The organism is Halolamina rubra (assembly GCF_000739555.1).
Lineage (GTDB): Archaea > Halobacteriota > Halobacteria > Halobacteriales > Haloferacaceae > Halolamina > Halolamina rubra.
The window spans coordinates 127,825-143,640 of sequence record NZ_BBJN01000039.1 but is presented as its reverse complement, the minus strand read 5'-3'; the positions used below and the strand labels follow the sequence as shown (position 1 = coordinate 143,640).

The 15,816-nt window shown below is 71.6% G+C and carries 17 protein-coding genes and 1 pseudogene; 9 read left to right on the top strand and 9 right to left on the bottom strand.

The window, feature by feature from the left end:
• Positions 1-184: 184 nt before the first annotated feature.
• A complete protein-coding gene (locus ACP95_RS11600; protein ID WP_049981358.1) occupies positions 185-529 on the top strand; it encodes a hypothetical protein in 345 nt (114 codons plus the stop codon).
• Positions 530-550: 21 nt separating this feature from the next.
• Here the strand turns inward: ACP95_RS11600 and ACP95_RS11595 are convergent, their stop codons facing one another.
• A complete protein-coding gene (locus ACP95_RS11595) occupies positions 551-1,096 on the bottom strand; it encodes a GNAT family N-acetyltransferase (RefSeq protein WP_154018531.1) in 546 nt (181 codons plus the stop codon).
• Positions 1,097-1,213: 117 nt separating this feature from the next.
• Between ACP95_RS11595 and ACP95_RS11590 the strand changes: the two genes are divergently transcribed.
• From ACP95_RS11590 to ACP95_RS11580, 3 genes are all read left to right on the top strand, one after another.
• On the top strand, positions 1,214-2,371 hold the full coding sequence (locus ACP95_RS11590) for a M24 family metallopeptidase (RefSeq protein WP_049981357.1): 1,158 nt from the start codon (positions 1,214-1,216) through the stop codon (positions 2,369-2,371).
• Positions 2,372-2,450: 79 nt separating this feature from the next.
• Positions 2,451-3,692 carry an MFS transporter gene (locus tag ACP95_RS11585; RefSeq protein WP_049981356.1) on the top strand — a complete coding sequence of 414 codons (1,242 nt, stop codon included), beginning with the start codon at positions 2,451-2,453 and terminating at the stop codon, positions 3,690-3,692.
• Between the two features lie 59 nt (positions 3,693-3,751).
• On the top strand, positions 3,752-5,509 hold the full coding sequence (locus tag ACP95_RS11580) for a rhomboid family intramembrane serine protease (RefSeq protein ID WP_049981355.1): 1,758 nt from the start codon (positions 3,752-3,754) through the stop codon (positions 5,507-5,509).
• A gap of 16 nt (positions 5,510-5,525) precedes the next feature.
• Here ACP95_RS11580 and surE read toward each other — a convergent pair whose 3' ends face one another.
• The 3 genes from surE to ACP95_RS11565 are packed head-to-tail and all read right to left on the bottom strand — an operon-like array spanning position 5,526 to position 7,666.
• Positions 5,526-6,317 (bottom strand): 5'/3'-nucleotidase SurE, encoded by a 792-nt coding sequence (surE, locus tag ACP95_RS11575; RefSeq protein WP_049981354.1) that lies wholly within the window; start codon positions 6,315-6,317, stop codon positions 5,526-5,528.
• 45 nt (positions 6,318-6,362) lie between these two features.
• On the bottom strand, positions 6,363-7,199 hold the full coding sequence (locus tag ACP95_RS11570) for an HAD-IIA family hydrolase (protein WP_394324978.1): 837 nt from the start codon (positions 7,197-7,199) through the stop codon (positions 6,363-6,365).
• A 23-nt stretch (positions 7,200-7,222) separates the two neighbouring features.
• Positions 7,223-7,666, bottom strand: a complete 444-nt coding sequence (locus ACP95_RS11565) for a DUF4112 domain-containing protein (protein ID WP_049981353.1) — start codon at positions 7,664-7,666, stop codon at positions 7,223-7,225.
• An 86-nt stretch (positions 7,667-7,752) separates the two neighbouring features.
• Between ACP95_RS11565 and ACP95_RS11560 the strand changes: the two genes are divergently transcribed.
• Both ACP95_RS11560 and ACP95_RS11555 read left to right on the top strand, forming a co-directional pair.
• Positions 7,753-8,412 (top strand): hypothetical protein, encoded by a 660-nt coding sequence (locus ACP95_RS11560; protein ID WP_049981352.1) that lies wholly within the window; start codon positions 7,753-7,755, stop codon positions 8,410-8,412.
• 61 nt (positions 8,413-8,473) lie between these two features.
• Positions 8,474-9,235 (top strand): GTP cyclohydrolase III, encoded by a 762-nt coding sequence (locus ACP95_RS11555; RefSeq protein WP_049981351.1) that lies wholly within the window; start codon positions 8,474-8,476, stop codon positions 9,233-9,235.
• 22 nt (positions 9,236-9,257) lie between these two features.
• On the opposite strand, the gene ACP95_RS15795 is transcribed toward ACP95_RS11555, so the two are convergent.
• Complete coding sequence (locus ACP95_RS15795) at positions 9,258-9,431, bottom strand: hypothetical protein (RefSeq protein ID WP_154018530.1); 174 nt, start codon at positions 9,429-9,431, stop codon at positions 9,258-9,260.
• Positions 9,432-9,530: 99 nt separating this feature from the next.
• Here ACP95_RS15795 and ACP95_RS11550 point away from each other — a divergent pair, with 99 nt between their 5' ends.
• Together ACP95_RS11550 and ACP95_RS11545 are read left to right on the top strand one after the other, a co-directional pair.
• Positions 9,531-10,439: a hypothetical protein gene (locus tag ACP95_RS11550; RefSeq protein WP_049981350.1), complete on the top strand. Its 909-nt coding sequence runs from the start codon at positions 9,531-9,533 to the stop codon at positions 10,437-10,439.
• Positions 10,440-10,491: 52 nt separating this feature from the next.
• The gene (locus ACP95_RS11545; RefSeq protein WP_049981349.1) at positions 10,492-11,310 is read left to right on the top strand and encodes a BtpA/SgcQ family protein; all 819 of its coding nucleotides are present in this window, start codon (positions 10,492-10,494) and stop codon (positions 11,308-11,310) included.
• 285 nt (positions 11,311-11,595) lie between these two features.
• On the opposite strand, the gene ACP95_RS11540 is transcribed toward ACP95_RS11545, so the two are convergent.
• From ACP95_RS11540 to ACP95_RS11530, 3 genes and pseudogenes are all read right to left on the bottom strand, one after another.
• Positions 11,596-12,234 (bottom strand): VOC family protein, encoded by a 639-nt coding sequence (locus ACP95_RS11540; RefSeq protein ID WP_049981348.1) that lies wholly within the window; start codon positions 12,232-12,234, stop codon positions 11,596-11,598.
• 90 nt (positions 12,235-12,324) lie between these two features.
• Positions 12,325-12,923 (bottom strand): annotated as a pseudogene (locus ACP95_RS16640) (DUF5789 family protein).
• Between the two features lie 60 nt (positions 12,924-12,983).
• Positions 12,984-13,979 (bottom strand): carbohydrate kinase family protein, encoded by a 996-nt coding sequence (locus tag ACP95_RS11530; RefSeq protein ID WP_082224670.1) that lies wholly within the window; start codon positions 13,977-13,979, stop codon positions 12,984-12,986.
• Positions 13,980-14,140: 161 nt separating this feature from the next.
• On the opposite strand from ACP95_RS11530, the gene ilvA reads away from it, so the two are divergent.
• Positions 14,141-15,361: a threonine ammonia-lyase gene (ilvA, locus tag ACP95_RS11525; RefSeq protein ID WP_049981347.1), complete on the top strand. Its 1,221-nt coding sequence runs from the start codon at positions 14,141-14,143 to the stop codon at positions 15,359-15,361.
• A gap of 16 nt (positions 15,362-15,377) precedes the next feature.
• Here ilvA and ACP95_RS11520 read toward each other — a convergent pair whose 3' ends face one another.
• Complete coding sequence (locus ACP95_RS11520) at positions 15,378-15,701, bottom strand: hypothetical protein (RefSeq protein WP_049981346.1); 324 nt, start codon at positions 15,699-15,701, stop codon at positions 15,378-15,380.
• Positions 15,702-15,816 lie beyond the last annotated feature (115 nt).

Genomic DNA, 15,816 nt, shown 5'->3' with positions numbered 1-15,816 from the left:
TCGACATCCGCGTGGAACGCCAACCAGCGCAACGTCGCCCGCATCGAGCGCCACGTCGGCGCCGCGTCGATCGACGACGCGAACCGACCCGTTTTCAGTAGCTCGGGCGCAGCGTCGCGCATGGCTGAGGACGCAGCCGAGATGAGCGATCGACTGGCTGACGACCATCGGCGCCGGCGCCGGCGTGCTGCAACTCGCGACGTTCACCTGGGTCGGCGTGCTGCTGTTCGACAGCGTCCCCTACGGCGTCGCCGCGGGCGGGCTCACCGGCGTCGGCGCGTTCCTGTTCGTCCCGTGGCTGCTGAGCTACTCCGCCGCTCAGGAGGCGAGCAGCCTCGAGCCGGCGAGCGAGCGACGCTCCCGCAGCACCGGGCCGGGGGTGTTCGGACTCGGCCTGGACGCGGGCGGCGTCCTGATGCTCGCGCTCGGCTTCGTGGTCGAACCGCCGTCGCTGCTGCTTGGCGTCGCGAGCGCGCTCGTCGTCGCCGTCGGCGTCTACCTCGTCGGCTCGTTCGTCCTAACGGAGTAGCGGCGGCTTCGCTGCGGTCCGTCACAGCGTCCGGGACATCCGGTGGGCGGCGCCCATCGGGTTCACCGTCGAGAAGCCCGCGCGGCTGTAGAACCGCTGGACGTCGCGCTTCCAGGTCTCCACGGTGAGCCAGACGTAGCCGATCCCCTGCTCCCGCGCGTACCCCAGCCCGGTGGCCATGAGCGCGCTGCCGATCCCGGCGCGCTGGTACGCCTGGTGGACGAAGATCGCGAGCTCGTGGCGGTCGGTGCCGTCGGGGACGAAGCTCACGTGCCCCACCGGTTCGCCGTCGTGGAGCGCGACGACGTTCACCCCGTCGAGCAGCCCCTCGATCCACGTTCTGATCTCGTCCCGCTGGAGCGGCGGCGTCCCCTGGGCCCGCTGCTCGGGGTCGAACGTGTCGTACATCTCGACCAGCCCCTCGAAGTCGTCGTCGCGGTAGGGCCGGATCTCGATCTCCCGGCCCTCGGCGTCGACGAGCGTCGACGGCGGCTGAGTGGGACGGATCCGCTCGGGCCTGATCCGGTCGATCAGCCCGCGGACCCCCCGGCGTGCCTTCTCGATCACTCACGATCGCCTCGGTGTTCGGTGGCACGTCACGTGGCAACCCCCATAAACGCCCGGTCGGTCCCACGCCGGTTCCGCTCCCCCGGAAGCTAAGCCTCGCCCGCGACAGGGGCGCGTATGGACGAGCGCCTCGTCGCCGAGAAAGTCGAACAGGCCCGCGACGCCGTCGCGGACAGCGACGCCGACGCGTGGGTGATCTTCTGCCGGGAGACCGACGAGATCCACGAGCCGACGCTGCCGTACGTGCTGGGGTTCGACGTGGTCTGGCCGACCGCGGTCGTCGTCGGCCCCGAGGAGTCGACGGTGATCCTCGGCCAGCACGACGCGCCGACCGCCGAGGAGCTGGGCGTCCACAAGGTCCGGGCGTACGACGAGGCGATCCAGAAGCCGCTCCGGGCGGCGCTCTCCCGGATCACCGCCGACACGGTGGCGATCAACTTCGACCGCGACGACAACGTCGCCGACGGGCTCACCCACGGGATGTACCTCCGGCTCCAGGACCTCCTCCCGGGCCGGGAGTTCGTCGGCGCCGGCGACATCGTCGCCGACGTGCGCGGGATCAAGTCCGACACCGAGCACGAGCGCATCGACGCCGCGGCCGAGACGACGCTCGACCTCCTCCACGCCGCCGCCGACGAGTGGACCCCCGACACCACCGAGTCCGAGGTGGCTGACTACCTCCACGAGCGCATGCGCGACGCGGGCTACGACAGCGCGTGGTCGTGGGAGTACTGCCCGACTGTCCACGCCGGCGGCGCCGCCGACGTGGGGCACACCCTCCCCGGCGACCGGACGGTGCCGGAGGGCGAACTGCTCCACGTCGACTTCGGCGTCGTGCAGGACGAGTACGCGGCCGACCTCCAGCGACTCTGGGTCAACGGGGAGCCGCCAGAGGGGCTCCTCGAGGCGTTCGAGGACGTGCGCGCCGCCATCGAGGCGGGGTACGACGAGCTCGAACCCGGCGCCGTCGGCCACCGCGTCGACGCTCGCGCCCGAGCGGAACTGGTCGCCCGGGATCGGGAGCTGTTCGACCACGCGTTCGGCCACCAGGTGGGCCGCAGCGCCCACGACGGCGGCACGCTGCTGGGGCCGGAGTGGGAGCGCTACGGCGCGTCCGTCGAGGGAGAGGTCAGGCCGGGCGAGGTGTACACGATGGAGCTCGGCCTCGACACGGAGTGGGGCTACGTCGGACAGGAGGAGATGGTTCGGGTGACGGAGGCGGGAACCGAGTACGTCGTCGACCCCCAGACCGAGCTCTGGCGCCTCGACGAGTAGCCCGAGCGGCCAGTTCGCCGGGAGACGCAGCTATTTAGCGCTCGAACCCACCGCTCCGGTAGCGCACGCTCCGCCCGCCATGCCTTCGACACCTCTCGGCCGCGCCCGCGAGTCGCTCGCCGCCTTCCACGGCGACGGGCGTGGCTGGACCGTCGTCGCCGTCGCGCTCGGCTGGGCGATGATCGTCGGCACGATGCTCTCCGTGCCGGCGGCGCTGCCGTACATCCGCGCGGAGTTCACGCTGAGCAACACCGGCGCCGGCGTCGCCGTCACCGCGATGTGGCTGGTGTACGGCGCCTGCCAGTTCCCCGCCGGGCTGCTCACCGACCGGATCGGCGAGCGGCGGATGCTGCTGGGCTCGATGACGCTGGGCGGAGCGGTCGCCGCCGCGTTCGCCGTCTCGCCGACGTTCCCGGTGTTCGTCCTCAGCGCGGGGCTGTTCGGGATCGTCGGGGGCCTGTTCGCCACGCCCCGGGTGACGCTGCTCTCGCGGGCGTTCCCGGACGACAGCGGCACCGCCATCGGTGTCGTGATGGCGGTTGGAAACGTCGGCTCGTCGCTGCTCCCGGCGGGGGTCGGCCTGCTCGCGGCCGCCGTCGGCTGGCGGCTCGGCTTCGGGCTGGAGCTCCCGCTGTTCCTCGTCGCGTTCGCCGCGCTGTGGCTCGCCGTCGACGCTGCGCCCGGGTCCGAGGTCGAGTCGTCGACGACCGACGACTCCGAGCAGCCAGCGGAGCCCTCGCTCCGGGAGCTCCTCCCCCGGGTGCTCGCGGCGGTCCGTGACCGGGAGATCGTGCTCGTGACCGCCGCGATCACGCTCACCTTCTTCACGTTCCAGGGGATGACCGCCTTCCTCACGACGTATCTCGTCGACGTGAAGCTCCTCGGCGAGGGGACCGCGGCGCTCCTGTTCGGCGGGCTGTTCGCGGTCGCGGCCGTCACCCAGCCGCTCGCGGGGCGGGTCGCCGACCGAACGAACGAGCGCGTCGTGCTGGTCGCGATCACGGCCGTCTACGCGCTGCTGCTGGTCGGACTGGTGCTCACCGGCGAGCGCCTGCTGCTGGCGGCGGTCGTCGTCCTGCTCGGCACCCAGCGCGGTTCGACGCCGGTCGCGACCGCCTACGTCGCGGCGGGGCTGCCCGAGGAGATCCGGGGGAGCGGCTACGGCCTGCTGCGGACGGTGTTCACCAGCGTCTCCTCGCTCGGCGCGGTCGTCGTCGGCGCGTTCGCCGACGCCGCGCTGTTCGACGCCGCGTTCCTCCTGCTCGCGGTGCTGGCCGTGATCGCGACCGCCTGCTACCTGCTGCTCCCGCGGCCGGAGTAGTCGCCCGGGCGGCGCCCGGCGGGCGAGCTTTCAAGTCCGGTGACGGCAGTACTACGCCCATGTCCGTCTCGCCGGTCGGCCAGTTCGGGGGCGTCCCCTGGGCGCTCCTCCAGCGCCTGTTCGTCGTCGTCGCCCTCCTGGGCGGCGTCGCGCTCGCGCTCGCGCTCGACGACGGCCGCCTCCAGGACCGCCTGCGCGAGCGGTTCGTGCTCGGCGTCCCCTGGGGGACCGTCGTCACCGTGGCCGGCGTGCTCGCGGTGTACCTGTTCGTCCAGGGCGGCTACGCCCACTGGCACCGGCCGGTCGTGCTCCCGTTCCGTGCGTGGTCGTACTTCGAGCCGCTGGGGATGCTCGTCGCCGGCTTCGCCCACGCCGGGCCGGGCCACCTGCTCGGCAACCTGTTCGGCGCGCTCACGTTGGCACCGATCGTCGAGTACGCCGTCGGTCACTACCCGCCGGACTCCTCCGACCCGCGGACGCCGACGCTGTCGAGTGAGTCGCCGTCGACGCTGTCGGGGGCGTCGACGCCGTCGCGGATCCGGGGACGACTCGACGCGCTCCGCCGGAACCCCAAGGCCCGGGCGTTCCTCCTGTTCCCGCTCGCCGTGGGCGTCGTCGGCGTCGTGCTCACGATGTTCACCGTCGGCGCCGTGATCGGCTTCTCCGGCGTCGTGTTCGCGTTCGCGGGGTTCGCGCTGGCGCGCTACCCGCTCGCGACGGTGCTCGCGCTCGTCGCCTCGGACCTGTTGAACCTCGTCTACAGCGCGCTGCGGAACCCCACGATCACCGCCGCCGGGCGCTCGCGGTTCGTCACGCCGTGGTGGGCCGACATCGCGATCCAGGGCCACGCGATCGGCCTCCTCGTCGGCGTCGTGCTGGCGGCCGTGCTGCTCCGGCGCCGGGGCGAGGCGACGCCGTCGCCGGCGCGGCTCTGGGTCGGCGGCGTGCTGCTCGCCGCCAGCCAGTCGCTCTGGGCGGTGTACTGGTACCGCGGCGGCAGCGAGTACGTGCTCTACCGCGCGGCCGGCCTCGGCCTGATCGCGCTGGCGGCGACGGTGATCGTCGTCGCCGTCGCCGGCCCGGAACGGAGGCCGTTCGCCGGCGACGAGACCGCGACCGAGGGCGACGACTCGCGGCTCAGGGATCTCTCGGTGCGACAGCTCGCGGTCGTCGCGATCGTGATCACGGCCGCGCTGTTCTCGGGCCCGGCGGTCGCGGTCAACCTCGTGTCGACGGAGGGCGACCTGCCGGGCGAGCCGGCGTCCGTCCGCGGCTACGAGGTCACGTACGCCGAGGGCGTCGAGAACGAGATGGTGTCGGCGATCCCCGTCACGCTGTTCGGCGAGACGACGCAGGTCACCACCTCGGGGGTGATCGTCGCCAACCCCGACAGGCGGATCTGGCTCTCGGTCGTCCCCCGCGGGCGGCTCGCGGCGAACGGGCGGGCGACGGTCGTCGTCGGCGGCGTCGGCTGGCGCGACACCGTCACGGCCGTCCGGCGCGGGTGGACCGCCGTCGGCGGCGGGACGGCGTACGCGGTCGCGCTCGATCACGACGGCGAGCGCCGGACGGTGTTCACCTCCGCCCCCGCACAGGCCGATCCGCGGATCGCGAACCAGAACGTCTCCGTCGCCGCGGGCAACGACTCGTTCTACCTGCTCGTGAGCGAGGGGAACGAGACGGCCCGCCGGCCGCTGCCCGGGACGAACGAGTCGGTCACCGTGCGGAACGTGACCTTCTACGGACAGGCGGACCGCGTCGTCGCCGTCCACGACGGCACCCGGGTGACGGTGCTGCGGGAGGAGACGTACAACTGAGTCGGTCGGCGGGCAGCTAGAGGTTGTACGTCGCCGCCACGTCGTCGAGGCGGTCGTGTCGCTCGACGCTGTGCGGCGCCGTCAGCGGCGAGACGCTGATCTTCCCGTCGACGACGGCGCGGCGGTCCGTCCCGTTCTCGTCGGGGATGTCGCCGTTCTGCATCCGCTGCCACACCTTGTCCTCGAGCCTGATCGTGTCGCCGTCGAAGTCGGCGGTCATCGCGTACAGCGGCGAGGGGTCGGTGACGACCATCTCCGGTCGCTCGGGCGCGTCGTCCGGCGCGGGCGCGTTGACGTTGAGGTAGTCCACCTCGTCGAACACGCCCGTGTCCAGCGACTGCTCGACCAGGTAGGCGGCGGCCTCGCTCGCGTCGGCGTACGCCTCCTTCGGCGGGCTGATGTTCTCGAACTCCTCGTCGCCGTCGGTGGGGACGTACTGAGAGACGGCGATCGCCGGCACGTCGAAGAACGCGGCCTCGACGGCCGCCGAGACGGTGCCGGACCGACCCATCACGTAGGCGCCGAGGTTCGCGCCCTTGTTACAGCCGGCGACGACCATGTCCACGTCCGGACAGAGCGCCTCGACGCCGGCGATGACGCAGTCGACGGGCGTCCCCTCGACGGCGTAGCCGAGCTCGTACTCGTGGACCGTCGCCTCGAAGGAGCGGGCGCGACCGACCGCGCTCTGGTTCGAGTACGGCGCGACGGCGATCGGGTCGCCCACCGCCTCCAGGGCGTCGTAGAGCGCCCGGAACCCCGGGCTCTCGATCCCGTCGTCGTTGGTCACCAGAATACGTGGTTCGCTCATGCCCCGCGATGGGGCGGAACCGCGGTTAAGCGGTTCGACTCCGACTCACTCACCGGCGTCGCCGTCGAGCACCGCGCGGACGTCGGCGAGGGAGTCGACGACGTAGTCCGGCGCCACCGACGACCGTTCGATCCGCGACTCGTCGGCGACGCCCGACCGCACGAGCACCGTCGTCATCTGCTCGCCGCCGAGCGCGATGTCGGTGTCGAGCCGGTCGCCGACGACCAGACAGTCCGCGGGGTCGCAGTCCAGCCGGTCTAGCGCCAGTTCCCGCGTGATCTCGTGGGGCTTGCCGAGCACGGCCTCCGGCTCGCGCTCGACCGCGTCGGCGACGGCGGCGATCATCGACCCCGAGCCCGGCACGTCGCCCGCCGCCGCCGGGATGACGGCGTCGGGGTCGGTTCCGACGACCGGGAGCTCCTCGGTCCGGATCGTCCGGACGGCGGTGGTGAGCGTGTCGTAGTCGAACTCCCGATCGATCGACACCACTGCCACGTCGGCGCCGCGCTCGGGGTTGCCGTGTCGGCCGGCGACGACGACGTCGAACCCCGCGCTCTCGAGCTGTTCGCGCAGGCCGCGCTCGCCGACGAGATACACCGTTTCGCCGGTGTGGTGGCGGCCGAGGTAGGCGACCGTGCTCGCGCCGGCCGTGAGGATCTCCGACGGCGCGGCGTCGACGCCCGCGCGCCGGAGCTTCTCGGCGTACGCCGTCGCCGGCCGGGTCGGGTTGTTGGAGACGAACAGCCGCGGGATCGACCGGGAGGCGAGCGCCGCCAACCCCTCGGCGGCGCCCGGGAGCCGCTCCTCGCCGCGTACCACGGTGCCGTCGACGTCGAGGATCGCCCCCTGGAACTGCACGAACGGGGCTACGGCGTCGATCACCAAAAAGCGCCGGCTCGCCGCGACTACTCGACCGGGATCTCGACGACCGTTCGGTCGGCCGCCTCGTCGTCGTCCTCGGGGAACAGGTCGTCGATCGCCGCCTCGACGTTCCACTTGTTCGCCTTGAACGCGGCGTCGAACACCGGGCCGACGATCGGGATCGAGCCGCCCGCGAAGTCGACGCCGATCCGGGCGAGCATCCCCAGCAGCGTCGTGAACGAGACGCCGAGGCGCGCCGACTCGACGACGATGTACAGCGAGATCCCGGCGCTGATCGCGTCGCCGACGCCGGGGAGCATCGACAGCAGCGGGTCGACGCCGATCCGGTACTCGATCACCGGGAGCTCGATCGACTCGTCGAGCACCATCGCGACGGTGCGCATCCGTTCGAGCGCGGCGCGGTCGACCGATTCGGGCACGTCCGCCGGGTCGATACCGTCGAACGCCGCGGCGATCTCGTCACCCATGGATCGTGGTTGGCCGTTGACAGGGGTAAACGCTGCGGCGGGCCGGTGCCGCCGAGAGTTAAGCCCCGTGGGGGCGAACGGTCGGTATGAGCGAACTCGAGGTCGTCGATCGGTGGGAGGGCGGCATCAGCTGGACCCTGGCCGAGGAGGTCGACCGGATGCACCGGACCAGCCACGCGGTCGAGACCGAGGCCGGCGTCTGGGTGATCGACCCCGTCGACGCCCCGGGGCTCGACGAGGAACTCGCCTCGCTGGGCGAGGTGGCCGGGGTGACGCTGCTGCTGGACCGCCACAAGCGCGACACGGCCGCGGTCGCCGAGCGCCACGGCGTGCCGGTCTCGCTGCCCGAGACGCTGGCCGGCGTCGCCGACGAGCTCGACTGCGAGACGACGGTGTACAGCCGCGCGCTCCCGGAGACGGAGTTCCTGACGATCACGGTGGTCGACAACCGGCTCTGGCACGAGGTGGCGCTGTACGACCGCGAGAGCGGGACGCTGATCGTGCCGGAGGCCGTCGGCACGGTCGATTTCTTCACCACCGACGCCGAGCGGCTCGGCGTCCACCCGGCGCTGCGGCTGTTCCCGCCGCGGAGCGCGCTCCGCAACGTCTCGCCCGACCGGATCCTCGTCGGGCACGGGCCGGGCGTGTTCGACGACGCCGACGAGGCGCTGCGGGTCGCGCTGGCACGGTCGCGCAGGAGCGCGCCGAAGTACTACGCCGGCCTGCTGCTGACGCCGCTGCGGTAGGGCCCTCCCACATTCGGGAATACCAAACTACAACTGCGCGACCCCCCGATCCGGGAGCGAGATGAGTCGGCTGCAGCTCACCCACATCCAGATCGACAACTACGGCCCGTGGACCGTCGAGCCCGAACCGCGCCGGGAGATGGACCTCCAGACGCTCCAGTCCCGGCTGTTCGCGGACATCGCGCAGTTCGTCGGCTCCCGCGACGGCTACGCCTTCTTCACCCGCTTCGACAACATGGTCGCCGTCACCAACGGCCTCGACGGGGCCGACCACGAGCTCCTCCAGGAGTCGATCGGCAACCGCTACCCGATCTCGGTCAGCCTCGGCACCGCCGTCGATTCCGTGCCGATCGAGGCGCTCGAAGGAGCGACTGAGCGGGTCCAGGAGGCCGGCAGCGCACAGGACCGTGGTCGACGCGAGGTGCTGGCCGGCGACTACCGCCCGCCGGAGGCCAGCGACGTGGCGATCGCCCACTTCGACGTGAACGACGCGACCGGGAAGTACACCGACCGGCTGAACGAGTTCGACTCGTTCATCCGGATCGAGCAGGCGTACGCCAGCCTGATGCGGCACATGCGCGAGGCCCACGGCGCCCTCTCCTTCTTCGTCGGCGGCGACAACGTGATCGCGGTCGTCCCGGAGATGAGCGAGGCCGAGTACGAGGCCGCGATCGACCACGTCAGCGACGACGCCGACGTGGAGCTGAAAGTCGGCGTCGGCCACGGCCCGACGCCACACGACGCCGGCATCGCCGCCAAGCACGCGCTCGAGGACTGCCGCTACGACGGCACCCGGGTGGAGTTCGCGGGCGACACGCACTGACTGATCCCGACCCCCTTATCGCTCAGGTCCGTGTCAGCAGCAGGTAGCCGACGACGGCGAGCCCCAGCAGTAACCCCACCAGATAGCCGACGAACCATCGGTTCCCGTCGCCGACGAGTGCGTCGAGCAGCACGCTGATCGCACCCCAGACCGCGAGGGCGACGCCGACGAGCAGGATCGTCTCACCGAGTGCCACGGCGGATCACGCCTCTCACTCTCGTCGCCGAGGGGTTAGCCGTTCGGGCTCTCGGCCACTTCCGCAACCGCTTTTTCCGTCGGCCCCCTCGAACGCACAATGACTGAGCCGGTACCCGTCGCAGTTCCCCGGAAGGGGCGGCCGCTGGAGGCCGTCCTCGAGCGGGTCGCCGCCGTCGCCGACACCGAGGACGCCGAGGCGACGGTCGATCAGGTGACCTCCGTGCTCCGGTACGAGAAGGCGATCACGAAGGGCGAACAGACCGCCGAGAAGGGGAGCTACGAGCGGCTCGTCGAGTACTCAGTGCCCGCCGATCCGACGGGTCCGGAGTTCACGCTGCTCCGTGACGACCGCGAGGGGAAGCCACGACGGATCGTGTTCGACAGCCTCACGGTCGAACTCGACGGGACGCCCGTGCATCTCGTCGGCCGCGAGGAGCCGTTCCGCGCGCTGCGTACCCACGAGTTCGCGCTCGGCTTCGACGCCGCCGACCTGGTGCTGGAGGAGGTCGTCTCGCTCGGCCCGACAGGACTGTCCGACCTCGGGGACGTGAACGAGCGGATCGACCCGACGGAGTCGGACGTGCGCGTCGTCACCGGGCTCGGGGACACGGTGTACCACACGCTGCTGGGGACTCCCGAGGTCGCGCCGTCCGGCACCGAGCTCGACCGGGAGTTCCTCGCCGGCTACGAGGGGCCGATGTGTATCTCGCCGCGGTACGAACGGCTGGTCGAGGCGGTTCTGGGGATGGACGCGCTCGAGGGGGTCGAGTTCGTCTACCCCGAGAACGGCCAGGAGGAGGAGGCCGCGATCGCGGCGGCGGGCGTCGGCGTCTACCTCACCGTGACCGGGAACACCGCCCGGGATCACGGGCTCGTGCTGGGCGAGCAGCTGTTCCCCAGCGAGACCGTGCTGCTCGAGAACACCGCCGAGGTCGACGCCGAGATCGAGACCGTTCGCTCGATCATCACCGGCGGGCTCCGCGAGGAGACGGAGCTCTGGGCGTAGGCCGTCGGTCCGGAGTCGTCAGAGCTTACCCGGCCCGGTCCGACCCCCGGCTATGGATCTCGAAGCCACGTTCGGCCACAGCCAGCCCGTCGTCGGGATGGTCCATCTCGACCCGCTTCCGGGGGCGCCGAAGTTCGACGGCAACCGAAGCGCCGTGATCGACCGTGCCCGCGCCGACGCCCGCGCGCTGGAAGCCGGCGCCGTCGACGCCGTGATGGTGGAGAACTTCGGTGACGCACCGTTCTACCCCGACGACGTGCCCAAACACGTCGTCGCCTCGATGACCCGCGCGGCCGGCGCCGTCGCCGACGAGGTGGCCCTGCCGGTGGGCGTGAACGTGCTCCGGAACGACGCCGCCGCCGATCTCGCGGTCGCACAGGCCGTCGGCGCCGAGTTCATGCGCGTCAACATTCACACCGGCGCTCGCGTGGCCGATCAGGGGATCATCGAGGGGAAGGCCTACGAGACGATGCGGGAGCGGGAGCGCCTCGGCGCCGACGTGAAGGTGCTCGCCGACCATGACGTGAAACACTCCGCACCCATCGCCGCGGAGGACTTCACCGCCGAGTCGTTCGCGGACAACGTCGAGCGCGGGCTGGCCGACGCGACGGTCGTCTCCGGGATGGGGACCGGCCACGCCGTCGACCGGGAGGAGCTCCAGCAGGCTGCCGACCGCCGGGCGGAGTTCGGGCTGGACGTGCCGCTGTTCGTCGGGAGCGGTGTCACCGCCGACACGGTCGGGGAGATCCTCTCGGTCGCCGACGGCGTCATCGTCGGCACCGCGCTCAAGGCCGGCGACGCCTCCGGCGACCCCGTGAGCGAGGAGCGAACCCGGGAGCTGGTCGCGGCGGCCGACGACGTCCGGGAGTAGCCGTCGTCGACGCAGTCGCTCACGAGGCTGGCGAACAGGCGGCCCGTCGACGCCCGAGGCGCGTGCCGCACTACCGCTGACGCCCCGGGGCTGTTCTCAGCGCATCGACGGTCGTGGCCGCGCTATCCGTGATAAACTCCCGGCTCAGTCACCAGCTGGCGAGACAGGAACCCTGAAACAAGCCGCCGACGGTGCCTTACTTTGGCGAATCCTCGGCGTCTAGCGCGACGCCGACGGCGTCGTCGACGGCCTCGAGCGCCGAGTCGAGGTCGGGCTCCCGCTCGCTCACAGTCCCCCCGAGCCGGAGGCGGCCGTGCTCGGGATCTCGATCTCCTCGACGGGGATGCCGAGCTCCTCCAGCGCGGCGCGCATGTGCTCGTCCTTCACGTACTCGGCGCCGCTGTCGACGCGGTGGGCCTGCGCGTGGGCCAGCACCTCGCCCCGGCGGTCGTCGGGGATCTCGAACTTGTCGGCCGCGAGCTCGATCGTCAGCCCGTTGTGGTCACGGGTGTACAGCGAGTGGAACGCGCCGCGGTCGAACTCGTTGTAGCCGTACCCGTGCTCCTCGAGCCCCTGGGCGATCTCCGGCAGGCGCTCGCCGTCGACGCTGAACGCGAGGTGGTGGACGCCACCCATCCCGACGCGCTGGGGGCGGTTGTCGGAGTCCCGATCGCTCACGAAGAAGGTGATGATCCGGCCGTCTCCGGCGTCGAAGAACAGGTGGGTCGCCTCGGGGTTGTCGAGGTTCGGCTGCCGGAGCACCAGCGGCATCCCGAGGATGTCGCGGTAGTACTCGACGGTGTCCGCCTCGTTGCTCCCGATCAGTGTGATGTGGTCGACGCCGGAGACGCCGACGGGGCTGTCGGGCTTCTCGGCGGTGACGGGGATGTCGCTCTCGTCAGCCTGGGTAGGTACGTCGGACATGGTTGTCTCGTGATACTGGGTTCTCGGCCCACGGGTAAATCCGTTCCCGGACACCACCTTCACCCGGTAACGGGAGTGTTAGCTGCCGGGTCAGACCCCGAGCCACTCGTCGCTCCGGACCTCGTACCCGGTGTTACGGGTGAACTTCGCCCCCTGCCGGCGGACGTCGCGCGACCCCGGGAGCTTCCCCTTCTCCTCGATCCGTTCGACGATCCACTCGGTGATCGCGTGGACGCCCTCGTCCTCGTCGATGGTGTCGACCGCTTGGAGCGCCCGGATCGTCTTCTCGTACGCGTCGCGCTTGCTCGACGAGAACTCCACGTTCGGGATCGTCTCGCTGGCCTCGACGATGCGCTTCATCGCCGACGCGGCGTCGGTCGCTGGATCCGGCTCCGGACCACGTCGGGCGCCTCGAACGTCTCGACCTCGGCGTCGGGGAGCAGCTCTTCGAGGGCGTAGGTATCCTGGCCCGCGGTCACCCGACGCTCGCCGACGGCGTCGACGACCTCGGCGCCCGTCGCGGGGAAGGTAACCGTCTCCAGTTCCGCCTCGATCTCGTCGAGTTCGGCGTCGTCGACGGGCGGTTCGGCCTCGTCGTAGCGCTCCAGTTCGGCCCGGAGGGCTCGCTCGCGCTGGCGTCGGTCGGCGTCCTGGGCCTGCTTGTCTCGGCCTTGTCTATCGTCTGCCATACGTGTCAGTAACGGGCGAAGCGAGATAACCCTGTGGCCGAGCTGATTGGTCCGGAGAGCTCAGTCCGTCCGGTCGGCGAGAAACGCCGAGACTGCTTCCCGGTCCGGGAGACCGCCCCTCGCCCCCTCGGCGCGACAGTTCAGCGCGGCCGCGGCCGCCGCGAACCGGCCCGCCCGCTCGGCCGCCGCGCCCCCGAGCAGACAGCGCTCGACCAGCGCCGCGGTGAAGGCGTCGCCGGCGCCGGTCGTGTCGACCGCGTCCACGTCGAACGCCGGGATCCGGGTCCGTTCGCCGCCGTCGAACAGCGCCGCGCCGTCGGTGCCGAACGTCACCGCACCGCGGCTGCAGCCCCGGGCCCGGAGCGCGTCGACGGCCTCGTCGGCCGGGCAGTCGAGGTACGACTCGGCGGCGACCTCGGCAGTGACGAACAGGTCGGCCACCTCGATCACGCGGTCGATCGTCCCGGGTTCCGTACCGCGGTCCCGGAGCTCCTCGATCGGTCCGGAGAGGTCGAACGCGAGCGCCGGGCCGTCGGGCTCGGCGGCGATCTCGACGATCTCGCTCGTCACCGCGTCCGGCGCGTAGGCGGTCACGAACACGGCGTCGGCGGCCCGGATCGTCCCGCGGGCCGAATCGTCGAGGCCGAGTCGGACCGTCGAGTCGCCCGCGGTGACGATCATCCGCTCGCCCCCCGGACCGCGGAGGATCACGCAGTGGGTCGTCGTCCCGGGGCCGCGCCGGACCAGCGCGGTCGAGACGGGGCCGGCCTCGAGGTCGGCGAGCACGCGGTCGCCCAGGTCGTCGTTCCCCAGCCGGGCGAGCAGGGCGGTGTCCGGGCCGAGCCCGGCGACGCCGGTTGCGACGTTGGCGCCGACGCCGCCGAAGCGCTCGGTCGTCTCGCGGGCGAACGCGCCGCCGTCGGGCGCCGGGAGGTTCGTCACGTCGTAGAAGCGGTCGACCGTCGCCGCGCCGACGGCCACGAGCTCCGGCGCCGATGGCGCGTCGTCCGTGGGAGCTGCGTCGGCTGCGGGACCGTCGTCGCCGTCGTCGCGCATATTCGCGCTGTGTCGCGGCGGGGGTTAAGTCCACGGCGGTCGGGGCGGGGAGCGCTCGCGCGGATGAACGAAGGTCTAAGTTCACGTCGCCCGAGTACGGTGAGCGTGAACGACGACACGAACCGACACCGGAGCGACTGTCACCGACGGGGAGCGGGGCGATGACGGTCTCGCTGACCGACGTGCAGGCGGCTCGCGAACGGATCGAGGGCGTCGAGCGCATGCGCGAGACGCCGGTGCGACAGAGCGCCACGCTCGGCGAAACGATCGGCGCCGACGTGTGGCTCAAGCTCGAACACTTCCAGAAGACGGGCTCGTTCAAACCGCGCGGCGCGTACAACTGCATCTGCCAGATCGCCCAACGAGGCGAGGCCGAGCGCGTCGTCGCCGCCAGCGCGGGCAACCACGCCCAGGGCGTCGCGTTCGCGGCCACGGAGTGCGGCCTCGACTCGCTGGTGTTCATGCCCGAGACGGCGCCGCAGGCGAAGATCGACGCCACCCGAGGGTACGGCGCGACGGTCGAACTCCGTGGCGACACGTTCGCGGACGCGATGGCGGCGGCCCAGGAGCGCGCCGACGAACCCGGCACCGCGTTCGTCCACGCCTACGACGACGCGGACGTGATCGCGGGCCAGGGGACGCTGGGACTCGAACTGCTGGAGCAGGTGCCCGACCTCGACACGGTCGTCGTCCCCATCGGCGGCGGCGGGCTGATCTCCGGGGTCGCGACGGCGATGCAGGCCGCCGACCACGACGTGCGCGTCGTCGGCGTGCAGGCCGAGGCGGCGGCGACGGCCCCTCAGAGCCTGCGGAAGGGCGAGCCAGTCGAGAACGAGACGCCGGACACGATCGCCGACGGGATCGCGACGGGGAGCCTCTCCGACCAGACGTTCGAGATCATCCGGGAGCGCGTCGACGAGGTGGTGACCGTCGACGACACCGAGATCGCGAACGCGACGCTGTGGCTGCTCGAACGCACCAAGCAGATGGTCGAGGGCGCCGCGGCGGCCTCGGTGGCGCCGCTGCTCTCGGGCGAACTCGACGTCGACGGGACGGTAGCGCCGCTGCTCTGTGGCGGCAACATCGACATCGCGACGCTGCAGGACGTACTCACCCGCGCGCTGGTTGACCGGCGCCAGTTCGTCACGATCCGCATCCGGATCGACGACCGCCCAGGCGTGCTGGGCGAGCTCGCCTCCCTGATCGGCAAGCACGACACCAACATCCGCGACGTGCGCCACGACCGCTCCGAACAGGGGCTCCCGGTGGGCGAGGCCGACATCGTCGCCCGGCTGACGACGCCCAGCGAGGCCGCGATCGAGCGCATCGTCGAGGACATCGAGGACGCGGGCTACACGGTGCGTGACGTGGGCCCGTCGTAAACCGCGGAACACCCCGTCAGGCGTCGGCGTCGACGCGCTCCCACGCGGGCGACGACGACAGCCCGGACACCGCCTCCCGGAACTCCGACTCGATCGCGCCGTAGAACCGGCTGCGCCCCACGGGAGTTCGCAGCCGCAGCACCAGCGTCTCCTCGGTCGCTTCGAACGCCGTCAGCGACCAGCCGCCGCCCGCGTGTCGCCACTTTCCGAGCCGCCCCGCCTCGTCGGCGATGCGGCTGCCGAGCTTCCAGCTCTGTCGCGTGAGGTTTCGGAGGTCGAGCGGGACGGCGTCGGGCAGCGACGACGGTGCGGGATCGTCGCGCGATGCGTGCGTCGCCATACCACGCGTCAGGGGGTGGAGCGCCAAAAGTCGCACCATTCCCTCGCGCACGACCACGGCATCAGGTTTCGGGGCGCCGACCGGCCTCGGCGCCGGTCACGAGCCAGAACTGGTC

Coding starts and splice junctions, on each gene's coding strand:
- ACP95_RS11585 (WP_049981356.1), top strand. CDS start 2,451: ATGCCTTCGACACCTCTCGGCCGCGCCCGCGAGTCGCTCGCCGCCTTC.
- ACP95_RS11540 (WP_049981348.1), bottom strand. CDS start 12,234: ATGTCCGACGTACCTACCCAGGCTGACGAGAGCGACATCCCCGTCACC.
- ACP95_RS11550 (WP_049981350.1), top strand. CDS start 9,531: ATGACTGAGCCGGTACCCGTCGCAGTTCCCCGGAAGGGGCGGCCGCTG.
- surE (WP_049981354.1), bottom strand. CDS start 6,317: ATGAGCGAACCACGTATTCTGGTGACCAACGACGACGGGATCGAGAGC.
- ACP95_RS11565 (WP_049981353.1), bottom strand. CDS start 7,666: ATGGGTGACGAGATCGCCGCGGCGTTCGACGGTATCGACCCGGCGGAC.
- ACP95_RS11530 (WP_082224670.1), bottom strand. CDS start 13,979: ATGCGCGACGACGGCGACGACGGTCCCGCAGCCGACGCAGCTCCCACG.
- ACP95_RS11580 (WP_049981355.1), top strand. CDS start 3,752: ATGTCCGTCTCGCCGGTCGGCCAGTTCGGGGGCGTCCCCTGGGCGCTC.
- ACP95_RS11590 (WP_049981357.1), top strand. CDS start 1,214: ATGGACGAGCGCCTCGTCGCCGAGAAAGTCGAACAGGCCCGCGACGCC.
- ilvA (WP_049981347.1), top strand. CDS start 14,141: ATGACGGTCTCGCTGACCGACGTGCAGGCGGCTCGCGAACGGATCGAG.
- ACP95_RS11560 (WP_049981352.1), top strand. CDS start 7,753: ATGAGCGAACTCGAGGTCGTCGATCGGTGGGAGGGCGGCATCAGCTGG.
- ACP95_RS11520 (WP_049981346.1), bottom strand. CDS start 15,701: ATGGCGACGCACGCATCGCGCGACGATCCCGCACCGTCGTCGCTGCCC.
- ACP95_RS11545 (WP_049981349.1), top strand. CDS start 10,492: ATGGATCTCGAAGCCACGTTCGGCCACAGCCAGCCCGTCGTCGGGATG.
- ACP95_RS11555 (WP_049981351.1), top strand. CDS start 8,474: ATGAGTCGGCTGCAGCTCACCCACATCCAGATCGACAACTACGGCCCG.